Source organism: Micromonospora sp. NPDC005413 (assembly GCF_040606435.1).
Taxonomy (GTDB): domain Bacteria; phylum Actinomycetota; class Actinomycetes; order Mycobacteriales; family Micromonosporaceae; genus Micromonospora.
In genome coordinates, this window is sequence record NZ_JBEXEV010000035.1 from 1 (window position 1) to 22,818 (window position 22,818).

Annotated in this window: 17 protein-coding genes; 9 read left to right on the plus strand and 8 right to left on the minus strand. The window is 70.5% G+C overall.

Annotated features, from left to right (window positions below; genetic code table 11):
* Window positions 1-91: 91 nt before the first annotated feature.
* Together ABZS37_RS27210 and ABZS37_RS27215 are read right to left on the minus strand one after the other, a co-directional pair.
* The gene (locus ABZS37_RS27210; protein ID WP_355173492.1) at window positions 92-3,949 is read right to left on the minus strand and encodes a hypothetical protein; all 3,858 of its coding nucleotides are present in this window, start codon (window positions 3,947-3,949) and stop codon (window positions 92-94) included.
* A gap of 175 nt (window positions 3,950-4,124) precedes the next feature.
* Window positions 4,125-4,499 (minus strand): hypothetical protein, encoded by a 375-nt coding sequence (locus ABZS37_RS27215; protein WP_355173494.1) that lies wholly within the window; start codon window positions 4,497-4,499, stop codon window positions 4,125-4,127.
* Between the two features lie 749 nt (window positions 4,500-5,248).
* On the opposite strand from ABZS37_RS27215, the gene ABZS37_RS27220 reads away from it, so the two are divergent.
* A complete protein-coding gene (locus ABZS37_RS27220) occupies window positions 5,249-6,568 on the plus strand; it encodes a cellulose binding domain-containing protein (protein ID WP_355173496.1) in 1,320 nt (439 codons plus the stop codon).
* A gap of 314 nt (window positions 6,569-6,882) precedes the next feature.
* Here the strand turns inward: ABZS37_RS27220 and ABZS37_RS27225 are convergent, their stop codons facing one another.
* Complete coding sequence (locus ABZS37_RS27225) at window positions 6,883-7,113, minus strand: hypothetical protein (protein ID WP_355173498.1); 231 nt, start codon at window positions 7,111-7,113, stop codon at window positions 6,883-6,885.
* 168 nt (window positions 7,114-7,281) lie between these two features.
* On the opposite strand from ABZS37_RS27225, the gene ABZS37_RS27230 reads away from it, so the two are divergent.
* The 4 genes from ABZS37_RS27230 to ABZS37_RS27245 all read left to right on the plus strand — a co-directional run bounded on the left by ABZS37_RS27230 (window position 7,282) and on the right by ABZS37_RS27245 (window position 12,493).
* The gene (locus ABZS37_RS27230; protein WP_354996590.1) at window positions 7,282-8,508 is read left to right on the plus strand and encodes a sensor domain-containing protein; all 1,227 of its coding nucleotides are present in this window, start codon (window positions 7,282-7,284) and stop codon (window positions 8,506-8,508) included.
* Window positions 8,496-9,152 carry a response regulator transcription factor gene (locus ABZS37_RS27235; RefSeq protein ID WP_355173500.1) on the plus strand — a complete coding sequence of 219 codons (657 nt, stop codon included), beginning with the start codon at window positions 8,496-8,498 and terminating at the stop codon, window positions 9,150-9,152. The genes ABZS37_RS27230 and ABZS37_RS27235 overlap by 13 nt, the downstream gene beginning before the upstream one ends.
* Window positions 9,153-9,263: 111 nt before the next feature.
* Complete coding sequence (locus tag ABZS37_RS27240) at window positions 9,264-10,025, plus strand: ABC transporter ATP-binding protein (protein WP_355173502.1); 762 nt, start codon at window positions 9,264-9,266, stop codon at window positions 10,023-10,025.
* Window positions 10,022-12,493: an FtsX-like permease family protein gene (locus tag ABZS37_RS27245; protein WP_355173504.1), complete on the plus strand. Its 2,472-nt coding sequence runs from the start codon at window positions 10,022-10,024 to the stop codon at window positions 12,491-12,493. The genes ABZS37_RS27240 and ABZS37_RS27245 overlap by 4 nt, the downstream gene beginning before the upstream one ends.
* A gap of 144 nt (window positions 12,494-12,637) precedes the next feature.
* Here ABZS37_RS27245 and ABZS37_RS27250 read toward each other — a convergent pair whose 3' ends face one another.
* From ABZS37_RS27250 to ABZS37_RS27260, 3 genes are all read right to left on the minus strand, one after another.
* On the minus strand, window positions 12,638-12,790 hold the full coding sequence (locus tag ABZS37_RS27250) for a hypothetical protein (RefSeq protein ID WP_355173506.1): 153 nt from the start codon (window positions 12,788-12,790) through the stop codon (window positions 12,638-12,640).
* Window positions 12,791-12,983: 193 nt separating this feature from the next.
* A complete protein-coding gene (locus ABZS37_RS27255; RefSeq protein WP_355173508.1) occupies window positions 12,984-13,619 on the minus strand; it encodes a response regulator transcription factor in 636 nt (211 codons plus the stop codon).
* Window positions 13,616-14,830, minus strand: coding sequence for a sensor histidine kinase (locus tag ABZS37_RS27260; RefSeq protein ID WP_355173510.1), 1,215 nt, complete (start codon window positions 14,828-14,830; stop codon window positions 13,616-13,618). Before ABZS37_RS27260 ends, ABZS37_RS27255 begins: the two co-directional genes overlap by 4 nt.
* A gap of 226 nt (window positions 14,831-15,056) precedes the next feature.
* On the opposite strand from ABZS37_RS27260, the gene ABZS37_RS27265 reads away from it, so the two are divergent.
* The 4 genes from ABZS37_RS27265 (at window position 15,057) to ABZS37_RS27280 (ending at window position 19,025) form a co-directional block, all read left to right on the plus strand.
* A complete protein-coding gene (locus tag ABZS37_RS27265) occupies window positions 15,057-16,094 on the plus strand; it encodes an ABC transporter permease (RefSeq protein ID WP_355173512.1) in 1,038 nt (345 codons plus the stop codon).
* Window positions 16,091-16,774 carry an ABC transporter ATP-binding protein gene (locus tag ABZS37_RS27270; protein WP_355173514.1) on the plus strand — a complete coding sequence of 228 codons (684 nt, stop codon included), beginning with the start codon at window positions 16,091-16,093 and terminating at the stop codon, window positions 16,772-16,774. Before ABZS37_RS27265 ends, ABZS37_RS27270 begins: the two co-directional genes overlap by 4 nt.
* A 147-nt stretch (window positions 16,775-16,921) precedes the next feature.
* The gene (locus ABZS37_RS27275) at window positions 16,922-18,430 is read left to right on the plus strand and encodes an MFS transporter (RefSeq protein ID WP_355173516.1); all 1,509 of its coding nucleotides are present in this window, start codon (window positions 16,922-16,924) and stop codon (window positions 18,428-18,430) included.
* Between the two features lie 13 nt (window positions 18,431-18,443).
* Window positions 18,444-19,025 carry a TetR/AcrR family transcriptional regulator gene (locus tag ABZS37_RS27280; protein WP_355173518.1) on the plus strand — a complete coding sequence of 194 codons (582 nt, stop codon included), beginning with the start codon at window positions 18,444-18,446 and terminating at the stop codon, window positions 19,023-19,025.
* Here the strand turns inward: ABZS37_RS27280 and ABZS37_RS27285 are convergent.
* Both ABZS37_RS27285 and ABZS37_RS27290 read right to left on the minus strand, forming a co-directional pair.
* Window positions 19,015-19,197 carry a hypothetical protein gene (locus tag ABZS37_RS27285; RefSeq protein ID WP_355173520.1) on the minus strand — a complete coding sequence of 61 codons (183 nt, stop codon included), beginning with the start codon at window positions 19,195-19,197 and terminating at the stop codon, window positions 19,015-19,017. The genes ABZS37_RS27280 and ABZS37_RS27285 overlap by 11 nt on opposite strands.
* Before the next feature lie 44 nt (window positions 19,198-19,241).
* Window positions 19,242-22,751: a BTAD domain-containing putative transcriptional regulator gene (locus tag ABZS37_RS27290; RefSeq protein WP_355173617.1), complete on the minus strand. Its 3,510-nt coding sequence runs from the start codon at window positions 22,749-22,751 to the stop codon at window positions 19,242-19,244.
* Between the last annotated feature and the right edge of the window lie 67 nt (window positions 22,752-22,818).

Consider the following 22,818-nt stretch of genomic DNA (forward strand, 5'->3'; position numbering starts at 1 on the left):
ACCCGCTACGACAAACTCGCAGTCCGCTTCCAAGCCGTCCTGACCCTCACCATCATCACCGAGTGGCTCTGACCGGCTTATGAAACACGCCTTAGGCCCCGGGCAGCACACGAAGGTACTCCCCGGCGAGGGCGTCGATCGCGAGGGGGGAGATCGACGCGAGGGCGTTGACCGCCGCCGGCCATTCACCGCCGCGCAGTGCGCGAGCGACGAGTGGTCCGGCCAGATCGGGGCTGCTGGTCATGGCGGCCATCGCGAGCGCACCCGCCCCGAGCACGGGATGTCCCGCGAGGCCGGCCTTCATCTCGGCAGCGTCCACACCGTCGCGCACGGCGGTGGCCCGTACCAGTGTCACCACCAGATCCTGGCGGCCCTCGACGTCGCCCATGGAGGTCAGGATCCTCTCGGCTCCGCTCAGGTCGCCCATGGCGAGGAAGGCCCGGGCCAGCGCGGCGGCCCCGCAGGAGCGGGCGTACGGCTCGTTGATGTCGAGTAGCAGGTGATCTGCGCGGAGAGCGAGGGCTTCGAAACGTGCTTCATCGCCCAGCGCGGCGACGGCGCCGAGGGTGGCGGCTGTCGCTCGGAGCGCCTGGTTCGCATCGGGTATCCGGTCCAGCAGGCGCTGGGCCTGGTCGGTCAGGGCGGTGCCCCACTCGACCTCACCTGTCGCCAGGACAGCTGTCGCCAGGCTCGCGGTGGCGCAGGCCCGCCAGTACGGATGGGTGGTCCCGGCCGCCGCCTTCTCGGCCAGCCGAGCCCAGTCGCGTGCCGCGTCCCGGTCGCCGACCCTGGTCGCACTGCCGGCGAGCTTCGTGGACACCCACGCCGTGTAGTACGGCGTGCGCGACTCTGCGACGACGCTCCTGGCGCGTTCCACCGCCCCGGCCGTGGCGAGCGCGTCTGCGACCGCAAAGCGCGCGTCCGCCTCGTAGTAGGGATGGGTGATCGAGGCGGCGACCTCGGTCGCCCATCTGAGGCTTCCGGCCTGGGCCAGTGCCGTGGCCACCACGACACCTGCCTGAGACCTCAGGTACCTGTCATTGATCGAGGCCAACAGCTGTTCGGCCCGCTCGACGTCGCCGCACTCCGCCAGCGCAACACATGCGGTGTAGGTAGCGGGCAGGGCCGGGGGAAAGGCTCGGCGAGGCGCGAGAGAACCGCTGATCTCCTCCCGGGTCGCCTCGGTGAGCCGAGCAACCTCCTCCGGCTCACCGAGGCGACTGAGCAGGTCCAGCACCGCATCGACACGGGACCCGCGCACCTCGGCCGGAGAGGCCAGGACGGCTGGCACAACCCGTCGGACGGCCCCGCGAAGCCCGTCGTGCTGAGTGACCTTGACCAGTGCGCCCAGCGCCGACAGGTGGCGGTCCAGGTCGAGTACCGACCTCGCGGTCGTCTCGGCCCTTATCGCCAGCGCGTAGCTGCGGTCGTCCTCCCCGTCATCTGCCGCCCGCCTGGCCAGCGCGGTGTAGGCGGCGGCCTGGCTTGCGGGGTCGTCGACGTCGGCGACGAGCCGGGCCTCCCAGTCGGGATCCTGGGACTCGACCACGAATATCAGTGCGAGCAGAGCTGACCTGCGTTCGGCCGCGGTGGCGATGGACCGGGCCATCGACTCGGCGACGTCCAGACGTCCGGCGCGAGCAGCTGCCGAAGCCACGCCCGCCAGGATGCCGTCTCGCGTTTCCTCCTCGGGTGACAGGTGGGCGAGGCGGACCGCCAGGTCGATGTGGCCAGCGCCCGCGGCCGCACCGGCGAAGGTGGTCAATCCGTGCGACAGTCGAGGTCCACCGCGTTCGTCGGCCGACGGCTCGGTCAGCATGACCGTCGCCACTTCCTGAGCCAAGGCGCTGGCCTGGGAGGCAGCGCCCCGCTGCACCATGATCGAAATTGCGTTGCCGAATGCTGCTGCCTTCTCGTTCGGGTCGGCAAGCTCCGGCGCCAGCCGCGCCAACCGCTCCGCAAGAATCAGCGCCCACTGCGGGTCGTCCGACTCGGTAGCGGCGTCGACCAGTTCCTCGGCGCACTCGTTCAGGCATGACCCGGCTCGCGCCAGCGCCTCGGCTCTGTCCACGTCCCGAATCAGGATCGCGACCCAGACCAGGTACCGCATGCCTTCGGATTCGGCCGATGTGATCGCCTTCTCTGCCAGCCCAAGCAGCCGGGCCGCCTTCGCCGGATCCCCGGCGCGTGCATGCGCGGCGCAGGCAGCGGACCACGTCGCCGCCAGCCCGGTGGGATCGGTGATCGCCATGACGAGTTCGCTGATCGACGTGGCGAGCGCGCGGGCCTCTGCCATTGCGCCGCAGGCGGTGAGGGCTCCGGCAAGGTGAGCGAGCGCCTGGCAGCGCTCGTGCACCTCAAGGAGGTCCCAGGCAGCCTGGATAGCCGGGCCCGCCAGCGCCAGGCCAGTCTCCTGATCGCCGTACTCGGCAACCAACCTGGCAACGGTCGTCATCTGCCGGACGCGATGCTCCGCCGGTCGCGCCGCTTCGGCGAGCAGGATCGCCCGCTGGATGTCGCCGACGTGAACGCTCATCGCCGTCACATCGGCGAGCAGCGTCGGCATCACGTCCTCGTCGATGACCCGTCGCGCGGCCGCCTCCGCGCTGTCGACGAAGGCAACGGCGCCAGCACGGTTCCCCTTGTCCATCAGCACGTAGGCGACGTTCAGGCACGCGTCGACCTCGAACTCCGGCGTCGGCATCGACCGGGTCAGCGCCTCTGCGCGGGACTCTCGTCCCAGCGCAGCCCACACGGCGGGCAGGCGCTGGGGCAGGTTCGCGTTGCGTTCGACCAGCCGACTACCGTGCACCGCAATGCGGGCCAGCGAGGGTAGATCCGGTACCGATTCGGCGATACAGGCGTCTCGCCCCCGGTCGATCTCCATCAGCGCGGCGGTGTCGCCGCCGCTGAGGTCGAGCATTCGATCATGTCGAGCTTCGTCGGTGGCGCACTGGACCATCCGGGGAAGATCCCGGGTCGCCTCCAGCAGCCGAAACCATCCCCGGAGGAGATATTCGGGGGTCTCTGCCGGCCAGCCGCTCGCCCGGTACCGGTCGGCCCACTCGTGCAGTTGTCGCCGGTAGGCGCTCAGCCGCGCCGGGCCGATCCGTTCCGCCGCGGTGAGTTGCACTTCCTCGTGGCCAAGCACATAGACAGGCGGTGCCTCGGGATGCCACCGCTTGGGTCGGGGCGTGAACGAGCGGCCGGCCACCGTTGTCAGGTGCTCCTCCACCTCCCAGCCCGGCACGTCAAGCAGCTCGGACAGGTCGGCCGCGCTCAGACCGCCTCCGGCGGCGACAAGCAGGCCGAGCATGTCCTGCTCGGTGGACGCGCCTTTGAGCAGCCGGGTGAGTTCACGCAGCATGTCCGCTCGGACAACGGTGGCGGCCGGCGACGGGGCCAGCGCCCGTACTGTCGACCGATCACGCAGCGGGTGGCCGTCCGAGACATCCCCGGGAATCGGCGGATTGGGTCGACCGGCGACGATGATCCGCAGACCGGCCCGTGGTGCGGCGGGCAGCAGGGCGGCGATGCTGTACGCATCGGGCCCGGTGACGACCCCTCGGTCCTCGTCCAGACCATCGACCAAGAGGATCAGTCGCCGCCCGGCAGATCGCCGCGACTCGCTGGCCCGCCCGAGCATGTCGAGGAAGCACTGGTCACGGGTCGCATCGGTCAGATGGCTCGGCATCGGCTCGTCGAGCAGTTCGGCCAACTGCTCGATGACGACCTCGGTGAAGGCCACCCGATCGCTCTGCCCGGCAAACCGCGCAGTGACGAAGAACGACACGATGTCCACTTCGGCCGGGGGATGCAGGACGAACCAGGAGGTCAAGGCCGACTTGCCGGCCCAGGGCCCGGCACGCAGAAGACGATACGGGCCAGCGTCGGCACTGGTGCAGAAGTGACCCAGCTCAGCTAGCTCACGCTCGCGATCGAGCAGCACCGGTGGTGCGATGCGCTGAACCTGCTGCAGATACGCCGACCGGGCAACCGGTCTGGGCTGCAGGGTCACCGGGCCGTTGACAACTCCAGAAATCGCTATCCCGCCGTACGTTGCCGTGGCCTGCCCGGTCCCGCGCGCCCGGATATCCACATGCTCACTCACGGCCGACCTGACCTCACGAGTTCTCGATACCCGTGTTCGCGCGTCCGCCGTCTTCAGCCTCGGCAGCGCCCGACCGTGCGACGGTTGACCCGCCCGAAGCCACCCCGGACACACCCGTGTTGGCCCTGCTGCCCGGACCTCGGGCCACCGCCGGGCCGGTGCGGGTGACCGACACCGGTGCCGACCCAGCCGTTGCGGCGGGCTGTCGCAGGGCGAGCCAGCCAAGCACCAGACCCGCCACACCAACCCCGGCGGAGACGAACACCCCGACCACTGATGCCCACTTCTCCGCCTCTTCCAGGCCCTGCCCGCTCAGCACGACGATGCAGCCGATCACACCGACGAGGAACATCCCGAGCGCGACGAGCATCTTCCGTGGCAGGCTCATATCTACAGCATGACAACTGACGTCATCCACCGCACCTGGCGGCCGGCGAGGCTTGCGGCGGTCAGGGCCTGGACCGGGTCGGCGTCGACCCCGCGTGAGTGGGAAGGTTGTGAAGGCCGGGCATGGTCCAGTCGGCGTCCCGGATGGACGGACCCGCCGCGCAGGCGGTGATCCAGCTTACCGCAAGCGCTCGGGAGCCCAGCACAGCCCGAGTCAGGTTGTCAGTCGTTCGCAGCCCCGTCGCCCTCGACCCGGCGAAGGCCCGCAGCACTCGGATGCCGGCGGACAGCCGGCCACCCCACCGCTTGGCGTGTCACCAAGCCCGAAGGAAGCTCGCCGATCAGTGAGCCGCCATTGAGCATGTTATCGATAACATGCTATGTTTCCGGGCGGAAGCGAAGGGCACGCTTCCAGTCATCTCCGTCAATCGGCAGAGGCACGCCGAGGGTACGCCCTCCCCGCAGCCTCGCCGTTCGGTGACCAGTCCGGGCCGCTCCGCCGATGCCAGGCGAACCGCAGGCGGCTGCCGGACGACTTCGGTCCGGCTGCATGCCCAGCTCTCTCCATGTCCCGTCGCGGACAACCCCGGCAGCAGGCAGCGCCAGAAACATCGGTCATCACCGCACCGCCCCGTCCGCCCGTCGAGCCGTCGTCCCGCCAGTGCTCGCCGCGCGGCCAGCGGTCGCCGGGTCCACCTCGCGCAGTACCACCACCACCGCAAGAGACGACCAAGGACAAGGAGTCAAGCAATGGTCAAACGTAGACATCTTCTCTCCTCCATCGCAGCCGCAACGATCCTCCTCGCGGCGACCGCTGGCGGCGCGCTGAGCAGCGGCTTCCGCGGCACGGCGGTCGCCGCGACGAACGGCACCCTCGCGGCGACCGCAGGCTGCGGCAAGGCCCCCACGCTCACCAGCGGAACACGCACCATTCAGAGCAGCGGACAGAATCGCAGTTACATCCTCCGGATCCCCGACGGCTACGACAGAAACAACCCCTACCGGCTCATCTTCGGCTTCCACTGGTTGAACGGCTCAGCCAACAACGTCGCTTCTGCCGGCTACTACGGGCTTGCGCCCCTGTCGAACAACAGCACCATCTTCGTCGCGCCCCAAGGGCTCGACGCTGGCTGGGCCAACACCAATGGTCGGGACCTGACCCTCTTCGACGACATCTCCCGGCAGATCGAGAACGACCTCTGCGTCGACACGACCCAACGCTTCGCCCTGGGCTGGAGCTACGGCGGGGCCATGAGCTACGCGGTGGCCTGCGCGCGTCCCACCGTCATCCGCGCGGTCACCGTCCTGTCCGGCGCCAATCTCAGTGGTTGCAACGGCGGTGCCCAACCGGTCGCCTACTTCGGCATCCACGGCATCTACGACAGCGTGCTGAACATCTCCCAGGGCCGGTCGCTGCGCGACACCTTCGTACGGAACAACGGCTGCACCGCCCAGAACCCGCGCGAGCCAAGCCGAGGCAGCCTCACCCACATCACCACCACCTACGCCGGCTGCCGAGCTGGTTATCCCGTGCAGTGGGCCGCGTTCGACGGAGACCACACCCCCAGCCCGGTCGACGGCTCGTCCAGCCCCAACGACTCCAGGACGTGGACCTCGGCGGAAATTTGGAGGTTCTTCAGTCAGTTCCAGTCCACCCCGCCCCCCACGACCGCGCCGCCGACCACCGCGCCGCCGACGACCCCGCCCCCCACGAGTCCGCCCCCCACGACCGCGCCGCCGACCACGCCCCCGCCGACCGGAGGGCCAGGCAACTGCTCCGCCACCTACAGCACGGTCAACAGCTGGCCCGGTGGCTTCCAGGGTGAGGTCACCGTGGCCAACACCACCGCCACCACGGTCAACGGATGGACCGTACGCCTGACCCTGGCCAGCGGCCAGGCCATCAGCAGCCTCTGGAACGGCACCAACACGGGCACCACCGGCAACGTCACCGTCAAGAACGCCCCCTACAACGGAACGTTGGGCCCGAACGCCTCGACGACCTTCGGGTTCACCGCCACCGGCAACGGCGCCACACCGCCCGGCAACATCAGCTGCACCAGCCCCTGAGCCTGGCAGAACCAGGGCCCGGAGCCACTGGCTCCGGGCCCTCAGGGCAACACCCACATGCGGGATGTACGGACCGGAGAAGTGCCCCGGTCCAGTCGCACGTCGTTGAGAACATCAGGCTCGTCGTGGCGCAGTCGCATCGACGCGGGCCTCAACGGGCAGATCTTGTGACGGGTACGAGTCCGCTACCGCTACCCGCACGGTGTGCCGGTGTACGTGTTCCACAGCGCTGCTGCCTGGGCGTGATCACCAGTTGAACGACGACCTGCGCGGCTTGGCGAGGGTGATCGAGCGCGACGGGGGGGTTTGTGTCTCTACGACTCTCGGACGCGGTTACGGCGGTGGTGGACGATCAGCGCGACGGCGCAGAGCACCGCCACCAGGCCGAACGCCGAGCTGATCCACGGGTTGTCCGCCGCGGTCGACAGCACCACGTTGGCCGCCGCGCTGACGAAGAGCACCAGCCACAGCAGCGGGCGTAGCAGGCCGCCCGGCTTCTTCGGTGCGGCGACCGGGGCCTCGGTGATGCGGTACGGATCGGTCATGACTGCCTCCTTCGGCGAACGTTCCTCGACGCCGTCAACGCTAGGCGGGCGGCGCGGCGGGGACGATCCCGCCAGCTCGACGACCGTGGTACAGCAGGCTGTACCTTCCGCGCCGGGCGTTGCCGGACGGGGCCTACGGTGGCCTATGTTGGCGGGGGAGGTGGGTCGATGGCGTACGTGCGGGGCCGGGTTCGCGCCTCGGTCGACGCCCTGGAGCACCTCGTCGGAGGGCTGGGCACCGCCACGCTGGCGCTGGGCGCGCTGCTCTGGGCGGCGATCGTGGCGGTGACCTGCCTGGGCGGTGTGGGGCTGCTGGCGGCGCCCGGTGCGTTGCGGGCGGTGCGCTCGGTGGCCGACCGCGAACGCGCCCGGCTGTCCCGCTGGGGCGAGCCGATCCCCACCCCGGGGCCGGTGCCGGCCGGGTTGCGGACGGCGGCGCGCGATCCCTTCGTGCGCCGGGAGCTCGGTTGGGTCGCGCTGTACTCGCTCATCGGCCTGGTGACCGGGCTGGTCGGCCTCGCGCTGCCACTCTATGCCGTGCAGGACGTCACATTCCCGCTGTGGTACCGGCTGATCCCTGCCGACGCCGGCGCGCCGGGGATCGTCTGGTGGCGCATCGACGGATTGTCCGAGGCACTCGCGGTCGGGTTGCTCGGGGTGGGCTGGCTGGCCGCCGCGATCTGGTTCAGCCCGGTCCTGGCCCGTCTCCAGGCATGGCCGGGCCGGTGGCTGCTGCCTCCGCCGCCGGGTGTCGACCTGTCGCTGCGGGTGGCCGAGCTGACCGCCACCCGCGCTGCGGCGCTGGACGCCCACGCGGTCGAACTGCGCCGGATCGAGCGGTCGCTGCACGACGGCACCCAGAACCGGTTGGTCGCGGTCAACGTGTTGCTGGGCGCCGCGCGGCGGGCCCTGCGCCGCAATCCGGACCGCGCCGACGAGATCCTCGGGCAGGCGCAGGACGCTGCGGAACAGGCACTCGGCGAGCTGCGTACGGTGGTGCGCGGGATCCTGCCGCCCGTGCTGGACGACCGGGGTCTCGTCGGCGCGCTGGCGGGCCTGGCCGGCAGCTGCGTGGTGCCCTGCCGACTTGAGGTGGACGTGGCGGTGCGGTGCGCGGTCTCGGTCGAGGCCACCGCGTACTTCGTGGTGGCCGAGGCGCTGACCAACGTCGTCCGGCACAGCGGTGCGAGCCAGGTGGACGTGGCCGTGCGCCGCGAGCGCGGCCGGCTGCTGGTGAGCATCGAGGACGACGGGCACGGCGACGCGGACGAGACACGTGGCTCAGGGCTCACCGGTATCCGCCGGCGGGTCGAGGCGTACGACGGCCGGATGACACTGACGAGCCCACCGGGAGGGCCGACGAGAATGGACGTGGAGCTGCCATGCGGATCGTGATCGCCGAGGACGACCCGCTGCTGCGTGAGGGGTTGGCGCTGCTGCTGCGGGCCGAGGATCTGGACGTGGTCGCCACGGCCGGTACTCCGGGCGAGTTCCTGGTCGCCGTCGACGAACATGCGCCGGACGTCGCGATCGTGGACGTACGGATGCCGCCGACCCACACCGACGAGGGCATCGTGGCCGCGGTGGAGGCCCGGCGGCGCCGCCCCGGCCTCGCGGTGCTTGTCCTGTCGGCGTACGTGGAGCAGGCGTTCGCCACCGACCTGTTCTCGGTCGGCGCCGTCGGGCTGGGTTATCTGTTGAAGGAGCGGGTGGGCCGGGTCGAGGAGTTCCTCGCCGCGCTGCACCGCGTCGCGGACGGCGGCAGCGTGATCGACCCGGAGGTGGTGGCGCAGTTGCTCGCCCGCAACCGCCGGACGGACACGGCGCTGAGCGAGCTGTCGCCGCGTGAGCGTGAGGTGCTGGGGCTGATGGCCGAAGGGCTTGGCAACAGCGCGATCGCCGAGCGGCTGTTCGTCACCGACGGCGCGGTGCACAAGCACATCCGCAGCATCTTCTCGAAGCTTCAGCTTCCACCGGACGACCATGCCGACCGCCGGGTCACCGCGGTGCTGCGCTACCTGAACGGCGATCGGCGGTAGCGCCTGCTGTACCCGGACCTGGCAGCCCGCGGGATGGTCGCCGTTCTCCCACGTCAATAGCGTTTCTGGTGCGCGCAGTTCTTGCCGATGACACGGAGAGAGGCCACCAGAATGCCGGATTATCCGGGACAGACCATCGAACCGGCGGTACGCGTCGAACACCTCACCCGCGTGTACGACGCCGGCCGTAACGAGGTGACTGCGCTTGCGGGCATCGATGTCGGCTTCGACCGGGGCACCTTCACCGCGGTGATGGGGCCCTCGGGCTCCGGCAAGAGCACGCTGCTGCAGACCGCGGCCGGGCTCGACCGGCCCACCTCCGGTCGGGTGGTCATCGGAGGCACCGACCTGTCAGGGCTGTCCGAGACCCGCCTGACCGAGCTGCGTCGTACACGGATCGGGTTCGTCTTCCAGGCATTCAACCTGATCGGCGCGCTCACCGTCGAGGAGAACATCGTGCTGCCCCTGCGCCTGGCCGGCGTCCGTCCGGACCGGGCCTGGCTGACCCAGGTGGTCGAGCGGGTCGGCCTCACCGACCGACTGCACCACCGGCCGGCCGCGCTCTCCGGCGGCCAGCAGCAGCGGGTGGCGATCGCGCGGGCGCTGGCCACCCGCCCCGAGGTGATCTTCTCAGACGAGCCCACGGGCGCCCTCGACTCGCGGACCGCGGCGGAGGTGCTGACGCTGCTTCGCGCGGTCGTGGACGAACACGGGCTGACCGTGGTGATGGTGACCCACGATCCGATCGCCGCGTCGTACGCGGACCGCGTGCTCGTGTTGGCCGACGGTGCGATCGTCGCCGACCTTCCGCAGCTCGGAGCCGCCCGTATCGCCGAGCACCTGGCGTCGCTGGATCGGCGGGTCCTCCGATGACCGGGCTCGCCGCCCGCCTGCTGCGCCACCGCGCCGGCCCCGCCGCCGCGACCCTGCTGGCCCTGATCGTCGGCGTGCTGATCCTGGTGGCGATGGGCACCCTCGTCGAGTCTGGGCTGCGTTTCCGCGCGGAGCCACGGCTCTGGGCGGCGGCCGACGTGGTCGTCGCCAACCGCACGGTCAGCCACACGTTCAAGGAGTTCGACGGCGAAACCACCACGAGCACCGTCGCGCTGCCCGAGGGCGGCACTGTGGACGCGGCCCTGGTGGACCGGATCCGCCAGGTGCCGGGCGTCGCGGCCGTCACCGGCGACGAAGGGCTGCTGATCGGCTCACCCGCTGCCGTGGGCCACGGCTGGGACACGTACGCCTTCACCGGTCGTCCCATCGGCGCGGGTGCCGCGCCACGGGCCGACGACGAGGTGCTGGTCGACACCCGGCTCGGCGTGGCACCCGGCGACCGCATCGATCTGGTCGTCGGCGGGGTCGGGCGGTCGTACCGGGTGAGCGGAACCGCCGAGACCGGTTCGGCGGCGGTGTTCTTCACCGACGCGCAGGCCACCCGGTTGTCCGCCCACCCGGGCCGGGTGGATGCGATCGGCGTGCGGATGGTGCCCGGTGCCGACCTCGGCGCGGTACGCGAGATCGCGTCGGCGGCCGGCACCACGACGTACGCCGGGAAAGACCGTGGGAACGTCGAGCAGTCGGAGAACCAGGCCGCCCAGACGTTGCTGGTCGGGGCCGGATCGGCTTTCGGGGGGTACGTCGTCCTGCTGATCATCTTCGTGGTGGCCGGCACCATCGGGCTGTCCGTCCGGCACCGTCGACGTGACCTGGCGTTGCTGCGCGCGGTCGCGGCCACGCCGGGGCAGGTGCGCCGCATGCTGATCGCCGAGGCCGCGCTGCTCGCCCTGGTCGGCTCTGCGATCGGCGGCCCGGCCGGCCTGCTGGCGGCCCGCTGGGTGCACGGCGAGCTGGTCGAGCGGGGGTTCGTGCCGGCCAGCTTCCCGATGGCCGGCGGCCTGTTCGCGGTGCCGGCCGCGGTCGGTACGGCGGTCCTCGTGGCGGTGCTTGCCGCGTTGGTCGCCGCACGCCGGGTCACCGGGATCAAGCCGATCGAGGCGCTCGGCGAGATCGCTGTCGAGCCTCGGCGTAGCGGCCGGGTACGGCTGATCGCCGGCGTGCTGACGCTGGCGGCGGCCGGCACCTCCGGGGCGTTCACGCTCGGTGCCGCCGGGTCGACCGGGGCACTGGCCGGCGCGGTCGGCATGCTGTACCTGTTCGTCATCGCGGTGGCGCTGCTCGCACCGAGGATCAACGCGTACGCGGCACGCCTGCTCACACCGTTGTTGCCGCGGGTGTGGCGGGTCGGCGGCTACCTGGCCGCGGCCAATCTGCGGGCCAACGCGCAGGGCATGGCGACCGTCCTGACCGCCCTGGTGCTGTCCGTGGGGTTCGGCGGCTCGGTCTGGTTCCTGCAGACCAACCTGGAACGGCAGACCACCACGCAGAGCAGCGCGGGAACCCTCGCCGAGCGGGTGCTTGTCGCTCCGGGTGGGCTGCCGGCGGACGCGGCGCGGGAGATCCGCGAGTTGGCCGGGGTGCAGGCGGCCACTGGTGTGCGCCGTACGCAGGTTCTGGTGCGGGGGCTCGACGGAATCGAGCCGGTCAGCGCGCAGTCGGTCGACCCGGCGGGCATCACGTCGACGATGGACCTCGCCGTGCGCGAGGGCAACCTGGCCGACCTGCGCGCGGGCACGGTCGCCCTGTCGGCGATGCAGGCGTCCTCGTCCGGCTGGAACGTCGGCGATCAGGCGGAACTCTGGCTGGGCGACGGCACCCCGGTCACGTTGGACGTCATCGCGATCTACGGCCGTGGCCTCGGCTTCGGCGACGTCACGCTGGCGGCCGAGACGGTCGCCGGGCACACGGCCGGGGATACCGACGACGAGGTCCTGGTCAGCGCCGGCCCGGAGGCCGACACCGCGTTGGCCACGTGGTCGGCCGGGCAACCGGGCACCGAGGTTCTCGACGCCGCCACCCGTACGCGCCTGATCAGCACCGATCTGGCGCTCGGCGCCTGGCTGAACCGGCTGCTGATCGGCGTGATGGTGGGGTACGCGGCGCTGGCGGCGGCCACCACGATGGTGATGGCCGCGCTGGCCCGCCGCCGCGAGTTGGCGTTGCTACAACTGGTCGGGGTCACCCGCCGTCAGATTCGGGGGATGGTCCAGGCCGAACAGGCCGGGCTGCTCGGCACCGCGGTGCTGATCGGCGCGACGATCGCGGCGCTGACCCTGAGCGCGATCGTCAACGGACTGACCGGCAGCCCGATCCCGTACGTCCCGCCGCTCGGTGGGGTGGCGGTGCTCGGCGGCACGACACTGCTGGCGTTGGCAACCACGGTGTGGCCCGTCCGACGGCTGCTCAGCGCCCCTCCGATCGACAACATCGGTGTGAAGGAGTAGGCGTCGCGGCTCGAATATCGGCGACCGTGCCGCCTCCGCAGACATCGCTGAGGCGGCACGGCTGCAGGGGAAGGGTTCTGCCCTCGCGTACCGAGGAAACGGCCGGCTTGATCATTCACCGACGAGAGAACCGGTGTTTCGCGGTCACGACAAGCGCCCGGTCAGCCCGAGTGCACCCAGTACCTTGGTGAGTACCTGCTGGTCGTGGTCGAGCTGCGGAACGTACTCCGTGATACCCACGCCGACCACCTGGTGGCGGGCTCGCAGCGCGGTCAACGATCGCGTCAGCTTGCTCATCGTGGGGATGCACGAGACGCGCGAGATCCGGCTCGTAGTCTCGGCGGCCGCGACCACACCGAGTCGAGGCATCACGAGGATCGCCGCCCAGGTCCCGGTCGCCAGTGGTGCAGCAACAGCACTTCCGTTGCCGATTCGGCAGCGGCTGTCAAGCCACGGCCTGAGCCTCCCCAGCAGCGGACGGTCGGTCAGGTCAGCGTCGGATGAGGCCGAGCTGGGTTGCGGCTGCGACGGCGGCGGTGCGGGATTCGACGCCGAGCTTGGTGTAGATGTGGGCGAGATGGGACTTGACTGTGCCTTCGGTGAGGTGAAGCCGGGAGCCGATCGCCTGGTTGGACAGGCCGTCAGCGACCAGGGTGAGGACTTCGGTCTCGCGGCGGGTCAGGGCGGTTCGGGGGTCGCGCAGCCGACTCATGAGCCGGTCGGCGACAGCGGGGGCCAGGGTGGTGCGACCGGTGGCGGCGGTGCGTACGGCGGTGGCGAGGTCTTCAGGCGGAGCGTCTTTGAGGAGGTAGCCGGTGGCGCCGGCTTCGATGGCGGGCAGAGTGTCGGCGTCGGTGTCGTAGGTGGTGACGATCAGTACGCGGGGTGCGCCGGGGCGGGCGGTAATGGCGGCAGTGGCCTGAGCGCCGCTCATTCCTTTGCCGAATTGCAGGTCCATGAGGACGACGTCGATGTCACCGCGGCCGGCGCGGGTGACGGCTTCCTCAGCGGTGGCGGCTTCGGCCACGACTGTGATGCCGGGTTCTGTTTCCAGTACTGCGCGCAGCCCGGCCCGGACTATGGGATGGTCGTCGGCCAGGAGCAGGCGGATGGGCTTGTCGGTCACGAGTTTGCCTCGACGCTGTTGTCGGCGGGGGAGGCAAGGGGTAACTGGGCGGCCAGGGCGGTGCCGTGGCCTGGGGCGGATTCGACGGTGAGGGTGCCGCCGAGGGCCAGGACGCGGGCGCGCATCGCAGGCATCCCGAATCCGCCGTTCCGGGCGTCGGGTGGGGGAAGCCGGTGAGGGTCGAAGCCGTGCCCGTTGTCGATGATGTCCACGGCGACGTGGTCGCCGAGGTAGCTGAGGGTGACGTCGGCGGTGGTTGCCTCGGCGTGGCGCACAGTGTTCGCGAGGGCGGACTGGACGATGCGCAGCAGGGCCGCCTCGTGCTCGGTTGGCAGCGGTCGGGGATCGCCGGTGAGATGGAAACGCGCGGTGAGCCGGTGGCGAGCGCTGGTGGTGGCGCACAGCCTTTCCAGGGCGCCAGCCAAGATCGTGTCTTCGAGGTCAAGCGGGGCGAGGGCGGCGACGAAACGGCGAGCTTCGGCGAGGTTGTCAACGGCGGCCTGGCGGGCCTGCTCGACGTAGCGGGTGGCCTTCTGCGGTGTGGAGGGCAGTGCCCGTTCAGCGGCGCGCAACAGCAGTTGGATGCTGGATAGGCCTTGAGCGAGGGTGTCGTGGATTTCCCGGGCGAGGCGCTCGCGTTCGGCGAGCACGCCGGCGGTGTGCTGTGCCGCGGCCAAGTCGGTGCGGGCCGCAATGAGCTCGTCGATCAGCTTCCGGCGGTGCTCGCTCTCGCGGTACAGGGCCTGGTACCCCCATACCACCGCGATCGACACGGCGGCGCCGAGTGCCGGGCCGATCGCCATGGCCGGGCTGACGGAACTTTGGTGAGCGCCGAAGCCTGCGATGGCCGCCGCCGCGGTGATCACTACGGCGGCCAGGCCGCTGCGGCGTGACAGCAGGTGCAGTTGCAGGAAGTAGAGCGGGAAGGCCACCCACACCGCGTCGGCCGATAGGACCAGCAGCATCAGCCAGATGGCGACCACAGCGGTCAGCCATACCGCGGCGGCGCGCCGGGAGCGGCTGACGCGGGGCAGGAAAGGTCCGGCCGCGTACACCAGCCCACACGCTGCGGCGGCAGCGATGACCGTCCCGGCGTGCGGACGGCTGTTAACTACCGCCCGTCCGGCGGTCAGAGCGAGCAGGCCGACGATCAGCAAGTGCACACACCAGGTCAGGGTGCGGGTGGCGGGCGTCAAGGCCGGAGCAGTCATCTTCACAGTTCTTCCAGCCTAGGCAGTCATCTCCCGGGACGGCCTCGATCAAAAGTTAGAACCGGCGTGCAGCCTTTCGACGCACCAGGAGCTGCCGTGCGCCAGAGGCGGACTTGGAGGGTGCGCGGCGACGCTAGAGATCCCACTTCCACCCCATGAAGGGCAGGCCAAAGCCGTGTTCGTCGCCTGGAGAGATCTGAAGTTCGCCAAAGGGCGTTTTGCCCTGATGGGAACCGTCATCGTGCTGATCACTCTGATGGTCGGGCTGCTGTCCGGGCTGACCGCCGGCCTCGGTCAGCAGAACGTCTCCGCGATCACCGGCCTGGCGGCCAACAAGATCGCTTTCAACGCGACGGGCACCGGTGAGAAGCTATCGTTTTCGAACTCCACCGTCACCGAGAACCAATGGCAGCAGTGGGCCCGGACCCCGGGCGTGCAGAACGCCCAACCACTGGGCATCACCACCACCAAGGCCGCCGCCGGCGACAAGACCATCGGGGTCTCCGCATTCGGCGTTCAGCCCGGCTCGACGCTTGTCCCGGCAAGCAACAAGATCAACGAGCGCGCGGCGGTCCTGTCCATCACCGCCGCTGACAACCTCGATGTGGCCGTGGGCGACACCTTCACCCTCGGCGGGCAGCAGGTGAACGTCGCCGCCGTGCACGGAGACGCCTCCTTCAGCCACACCCCCGTCGTCTGGACCAGCCTCGGCCTGTGGCAGAAGCTGACACCTCCCACCGACAAGCCCAACGGTCCCACCGCCACCGTCATCGCCCTGAACACCACCGCCGACGCCGACATCCGGGCCGCCGATAAGGCCACCGGCACCACAACGGTCGCCAAGACCAACTCACTGTCCGCGATCGGCTCCTACACCTCCGAAAACGGCTCCCTGCAGCTCATGCGCGGCTTCCTGTTCGCGATCTCCGCACTCGTCATCGGTGCATTCTTCACCGTCTGGACCATCCAGCGCAGCGGCGACCTCGCCGTACTCAAAGCCCTGGGGGCCTCCACCACCGGCCTGCTCAAGGACGCCCTCGGCCAGGCCGTCGTCCTGCTGACCGGCGGCACACTGCTCGGCACCGGCATCGCCGCCGGCCTCGGCGCCCTCGTCGCCGGCGCGGCCGTGCCCTTCATCCTCACTCCCGCCACCATCCTCGTCCCGGCCGCCGTGATGATCGCGCTCGGAGCACTCGGGGCCGCCCTGTCCATCCGTCGCATCACCTCCGTCGACCCGCTGACCGCCCTGGGGAGCGCCCGATGAGCCTCAACCTGCACGACATCACCCTCACCTACCCCGACGGCGACACCCGCCTGACCGCCCTCGACCACGTCACCCTGAACGTGCCGAAGGGCAGTCTGACCGCCGTCGTCGGCCCTTCCGGCTCCGGAAAGTCCACCCTGCTCGCCGTCGCCGCCACCCTCATCAGCCCCGACGCCGGAACCGTCGCCATCGACGGCACCACGACCACCGGCCTGAGCCGCCGGGAACTGACGACCCTGCGCCGGAACAAGATCGGCATCGTGTTCCAGCAGCCCAACCTGCTGCCGTCGCTCACCGCAGCCGAACAACTCCAAGTCATGGCGCAGCTCGACGGACGCTCCCCGGCCAAGGCCCGCAGCCGAGCCATGGAACTGCTCGACAGCGTCGGCCTTGCCGCACAGGCAGAGCGGCGCCCCCACCAGCTGTCCGGCGGCCAGCGCCAGCGCGTCAACATCGCCCGGGCGTTGATGAACGACCCCACAGTGCTCCTGGTCGACGAACCCACCAGCGCCCTCGACCACCAAAGAGGTGCCCAAATCATCGATTTGATCACCCGTCTCACCCATCAACAGGCCACCGCCACCGTGCTCGTCACCCACGACCGCACCCGCCTCACCGCAGTGGACCAGATCGCCGAGGTCCACGACGGCAGACTCATCGTGCCCACACTGATGCGGTAACCACTGTTCTCGAGACGTGTACGGGAGGGGTTGGCGCCGGTCGAGTTGCCCGGTCCACGCGGCGGGGAGAGGTTGCGGCCAGGGGTGTGAACCCGGTGCTACAGATCACCATGACGAACTGCACCGACCAGTCGGTAAAGTTTCGGAATGACCTCCTTCGCGACTTCGACTGCGGGACCGATGCTGTCGGCCCGTCGGCGGTGGGCGGCGCTCGCTGTGCTGGCCGCAGCCGTGCTGCTGCTCGCCATCGACGGGACGGTGCTCTCGTTGGCGGTGCCGGCGTTGACCGCGAGCCTGGCGCCGACCGCGGAGCAGGTCCTCTGGATCGGTGACATCTACTCGCTGACGTTGGCGGGTCTGCTGGTGCTCATGGGCAATCTGGCCGACCGGTTCGGGCGGAAGCGGATCCTGCTGATCGGTTCGGTGGCGTTCGGTGCGGCGTCGCTGCTGGCCGCGTTCGCCCCCAGCGCGCAGGCGCTGATCGGGGCGCGTCTACTGCTCGGTGTGGCTGGCGCGACGCTGATGCCGTCGACGCTGTCACTGATCCGCAACATCTTCACCGACAGCGGCGAACGGACCCGAGCGATCGCGATCTGGTCCACCGCCTTCGGTGCAGGGTCGGCGATCGGGCCGCTCGTGGGCGGGTTCCTGCTTGAGCACTTCTGGTGGGGCTCGGTGTTCCTGATCAACGTGCCCGTGATGATCCTGGTGGTGGTCTCCGGCCTTCTTCTGCTGCCTGAGTCGCGCGATCCGCAACCGGGCCGCTTCGACGTGCTCTCCGCGGTGCTGTCCATGGCGGCGATCGTGCCCTTGGTGTACGCCGTCAAGCACGTGGTCGGGGCTGGCGTCGACGGCGTGACCGTGTCGTGCCTGCTCGCCGGACTGGCGGCCGCCGTGCTGTTCGTGCGGCGCCAGAGGGGGCTGGAGCAGCCCATGCTCGACGTCGAGCTGTTCCGCAACGCGGCGTTCTCCGGGGCGGTCGTCGCCAACGTCATCGCCATCTTCGCGTTGGTCGGGCTGCTGTTCTTCTTCTCGCAGTACCTGCAGTTCGCTCGCGGGCTGGGCCCCCTGCAGGCCGGCCTCGCCGAGATGCCCGCGACTCTCGCCTCGATCGTCGTCATCGCGATCATCGCGCTGGTCGTGGCCCGGCTCGGCCGGGGCCGGGCCATCGCACTCGGACTGGCCCTGGCCGCCGCGGGACTGGCAGCGGTGGCGGCAGCCGCGCAGGGACCGTACCTGTGGCTCGGTCTGGCGCTCGTGCCCATCGGCCTCGGGATCGGGCTGGCGATGACGCTGACCGGCGACGCCATCATCTCGGCCGCACCACCACGCAAGGCCGGCTCCGTCTCCGCGATCACCGAGACCGCCAACGAACTCGGCGTGGTGCTGGGCATCGCGGTGCTGGGCTCTCTGCTGTCGCTGGTGTATCGCCACAACGTGAGCGTGCCGTCCGGGCTGCCATCCGAGGACGCGGCGCGGGTCCGTGACTCGCTGGGTTCGGCGCTGCAGGTGCTGCAGCCGGAAGCCGCTGCCGGTGCGCGAGACGCATTCATCACCGGTATGCAGGTCACCTCGTTGGTCGCGGCGGCGCTGACCCTCGCAGCGGCGGTGCTGGCATGGGTGCTGATCCCGTCGCCGCGCACGCCGCGGCCGTAGGTACGGTGTCGCCGTGGGACGCACAGCTGGCCGGTCACCGCAAGACACCCGACGCGCGCTGCTGGACGCGGCCGCAGACGCCGTCCGCGCCCGTGGGGTCCACGCCTCCCTGGACGACATCGCCCGCTTCGCCGGCGTGTCGAAGGGCGGGCTGATCTACCACTTCGCCAGCAAGGACGAGCTGATCCTGGAACTGGCCCGCGATCAGCTCGCCGCCTTCCAGGCCAGCATCGACGCCGCGCTGGACCCGTCGGACACCGCACCAGGACGGCTGACCCGGGCGTACATCCGGTCGTCGGTGGCGCCGGCCGACGACGACGCCCCGGTGCACGAATCGCTGGCTCTGATCACTCAGCTCATGTCGCTGCCCGCGGTTGCCGAACTCGCCCGAGCCGACGCGGAACGGCTGGACGCGGCACTTGCCGCTGATGGGCTGCCTGCCGACGTACTGGCGCTGGTGGTGGCAGCAGCGGACGGAATGAGCACCGCGCCCCTATGGGGTGCCTCGACGCAGACACTCGCCCATCGACGGCTGGCAGAGCGGCTACTACACCTGACACGAAACCCACACCTGTGGGAGACGCTCACCCCATGAAGCTGCAGAACCGGCGAGCAGCGGCCCAGCCGCGCGTAAAGCTTCCTTCAGGAAGCCAGCCGTCCGACTTCGGCTCGTAGGTCAAATCCGAGGCCTCAGGGACAACGTCGACGGCATTGTGGACGAATTCGGACGCCCCGACGGTCTGCAGCGGGCCGTAGAAATTGGCCAAGCGGAGCAGCCAGGTCCAAGCGTCGAGAGCATCTTCACGGTCGGCTACCGGGCGGTCCGCCCGGCGAGCGCCTGGACTAGGCGCAGCTCGGCGGTGCACCCGGCGGCGTCGAACCCGGTGATGGCCCGATCCAGGTGCTCGGCCCTGTCGAGCCTGAGAGTGGACCGTTGCCCCGCGGCGAGGTGACGGCCGAGTTCGAAATGAGCGCGCGCCAGTTCGTAGGGCATCTGACGGCGCTCGGCCTCGCGGGCTGCCCGGACCCACGCCCGTCTGGCGGCTTCGGCACGGCCGTCGAGCCAGCGGTACCGGCCCAGGCAGATGAGTGCCCGTGGACGGGCGATGGGAAAGGTGCGGGCGTAGCGATGCAGCCGGCGCAGGGCGGCGGCTGTGGTCGAGCGCAGATCGGCTGGGTCTGGCTCGTCCGCTCCGCGAACCGCGCTTCCACGAGGACCGGCCAGTTCGAGCATCGTCAGACAGACTTCGGGGACGCCTGCGTGTGCCTCGATGGCGTACTGCTCGAACGACGGACGTGGGCCGATCAGGTGGTCGGCGGCCCGGATCGCGTGCCACGCATCTGCTGGCCGCCCGGCGGTGAGGTGCTGGCGGGCGGTGGCGGCGTGGAGGCGGGCGGCGTCGATCCTGGCTGCTGCTGCCAGGAGCGGCGCGGCCTCTTCGAACCAGCCTGCCAGCGCCACGTCGTCGGGGTTGGTGCGCAGGGCCGTTTCGATCAGGACGAGCAGACCCCAGAGGCGCACGACGGGATCGCGGCGGTCGCGGCCGGAGGCGATCGCCTCGGTGGCCGCGGCGGCCGCCTGCGAATAGCGGGCGGTGAGGTACCGGGTGACCGCGGTGATCAGCAGCACCTCGTCGGCCCAGCGGTGCATCGGTGTTCGGCGTCGGAGTCTCAGGACCCTGTCGGCGCTGAGATCGACCGCCGCCCAGTCGCCGACTCCGGTCCAGTGCAGTCCGCCCACGATGCCGACCCAGCAGGCGGTGAGCGGGTCGGTGGTCCGCTCGACGGCGGCGCTCGCGGCGCGAAGGTGCCGACCCGCGAGCCGGCGCATCCCCAGGGTGCCGACGATCATCCCGAGACCGGCCCGTGCCCGGACGGTGGAATCGAGGTCCCCGGCGCGTTCGGCGTCGTTGAGTGACGAGATCGACGCCAGGAGGATCGGGAAGTGCTCCTCGAGCACCCAGTAGACCTCGGCGATCGCGAAGCAGGTGACTGCGCGCTCCCGGGCTGCCTCGCGCCGGTCGCCACGACCCTCGACGGCACCATCCGGACGCAGGCCGCGGAGCGCCTGGCGTGTCACCTGCGATGCGAGCATCCGTAGCCGGCCCGTCGTCGACGCCGGCACGCGGCCGCCCAGAAGCTCCAGTGTCCTCTCCAGGTGGTATCGCGCCGTGCTCGCCTCGCCAAGCTGCTGGTGCGTCTCGCCGAGCATGCGGTGCCAGCGGGCCCGCTGCAGGGTGGTGATCCGTTGACGTTTCAGGGCCGCGCCGAAGAAGGCCTGAGCCTCCCGGAACCAGCCCAGGCGCCGGTACAGCCCCCACAGCCGCAGCAGTTGGGCGTCCAGCGTGGTCGGATCGGCGTCGAGGATGAGCCATTCGGTGGCGGCGTGCAGGTTCTCCCGCTCGGCCTCCAGGCTCGGCCCGCCCTCAGTGCGGGCCTCGCCAGTTGGCGGGAGCAGCGCGACAAAGTGCTCGGCGTGACGCCACCGCGTCTGCGCCTCCTCCGCGGGGTCCGTGGCCAGGCACTCGGCGGCGTACTGCCGGAGCAGCTCATGCATCTCATAGCGGCCGTGCCCGCGGACCGCGACCAGCGACTGGTCGACCAGGCTGGCCAGCATCGGCAGTCCGGCACCTGCCACGGCGCTGGTCGCCGCGAGGTCGAAGCTGCCGCGCAGCACCGACAACCGACGTAAGGCTCGGCGTTCCTCGTCGGTCAGCAACTGCCACGACCAGTCGATCACCGAGCGGAGACTGCGGTGCCGCCGCTCCACATCAGGTGCCGTGGTCTCCAGCAGTTCGAGCCCCTCGGCGAGCCGATGGGCGATGGCGACCGGGCTGGCGGACCGCACCCAACGGGCGGCCAGCTCGATGGCCAGCGGCACACCGGCGACCAGCCTGCACACCCGACCGACTCCCTCGGCGCCGACGATGGCGGGGAAGCCGGGACGCAGCATCCGGGCCCGCTCCTGGAAGAGCTGCACCGCCTCGTAGGCGGCGGCGTCCGCGTCGGCCTCGGGCGGCGGGTACGGCAGACCTGGCACCTCGACCAGCCACTCCACGCCCAGCCCCAGCTGCCGCCTGGACGTCACCAGCAACTGCGTGCCGGGTGCTCGTCGCAGTAGTTCGGCGAGGACTCCCGCGCCGTCGCGGAGGTGCTCCAGGTTGTCGAGCACCAGCAGCAGCTCGCGGCCGGCGAGCTGGTCGGTGAGCAGGCCCAGTGGTTCACGGGGCACGGCCAGCTCTATCTCGAGCGCGCGGGCGAGGCCGGCGACGACCATGTCGGCGGCCTCATCCGGGCGGGTCGGGCTGGTTCCCACGAACGACACGAATACCGTCCCGTCACGATGACGCGTCTGCCGACACGCAGTGACCTCCACCGCCAGCCGGGTCTTCCCAATTCCGCCGGGGCCCACAAGGGTCACGAGGCGGCACGCGGGATCGTCGAGGAGCTCATGCAGGCGCGCCAGCTCTTTCTCCCGCCCGATCAGCGCGGTGAGCGGGCGCGGCAGATCAGATGTCGGCGCCCTGGCCGCCCGGGCCGGGTTCTCCCGCCGGGCCGAAGCGGGCGGGAGGACATCCAGCGCACTGAACCCACCGGTGCCGGCGATCTCGTCCCGCAGGGCGAGCGTGGCGGGCGCCGGCTCGATGCCCAGCTCTTCCCGGAGGAGGTAGCGGCAGGTCTCGTACTGCGCGAGCGCGGCGCTGCGCTGACCGCCGACGGCCAGGAACCACATCAGCGCGCGGTGCGCCTCCTCGTGGAGCCGCTCCAGCTGCAGCAGGCGGCGGGTCACCTCGATCCCACCGTCGGTATCCCGCCGGTCCTTGGCCCGCTGCACGGCACGGTCCATGAGCGTGAGCATGTCCGCTCGAACGGCGGCGCGCCGGTCGGCCAGCCACCCGTCGAACAGCGGGGCTCCGGGAACGCCGAAACCCTCGAGAAAGTCGCCTCGGCAGAGCCGGACGGCCTCCAGCAGCTCTTCGTCGTCCTGATGGGAGGCGGCCACCCGGCCCACCTCCGCAGCGTCGACCCACACCTGCCGGCTGTCCGCCAGCCCAATCGTCTGCCGGCTCACTGCCACGAGGTCCGGGACTACCCGGCGCAGCTTGGTCAGCACCAGCCGCAGATTGGCCCGGGCCGTCGGCTCCGGAAGGTCGCTCCAGAGCAACCCTGCCAGCGTTGAGCGCGAGTGGGCGGTGCCGGTGACCGCCAGGTAGAACAGGAGTGCCGTTGCTTTGGCAGAGGCCAGCTCGACCAGTGGACGCCCGTCAACCGTCAGCTCGGCCCCGCCGAGCACCCGGACACGCAACTCCTGGTCCCGCATCGCCACCGCCGTCGTCGTCCGGGAAGAACTCTATCGCGATCCACGCTGCGAAAACGGTCGGGAAACG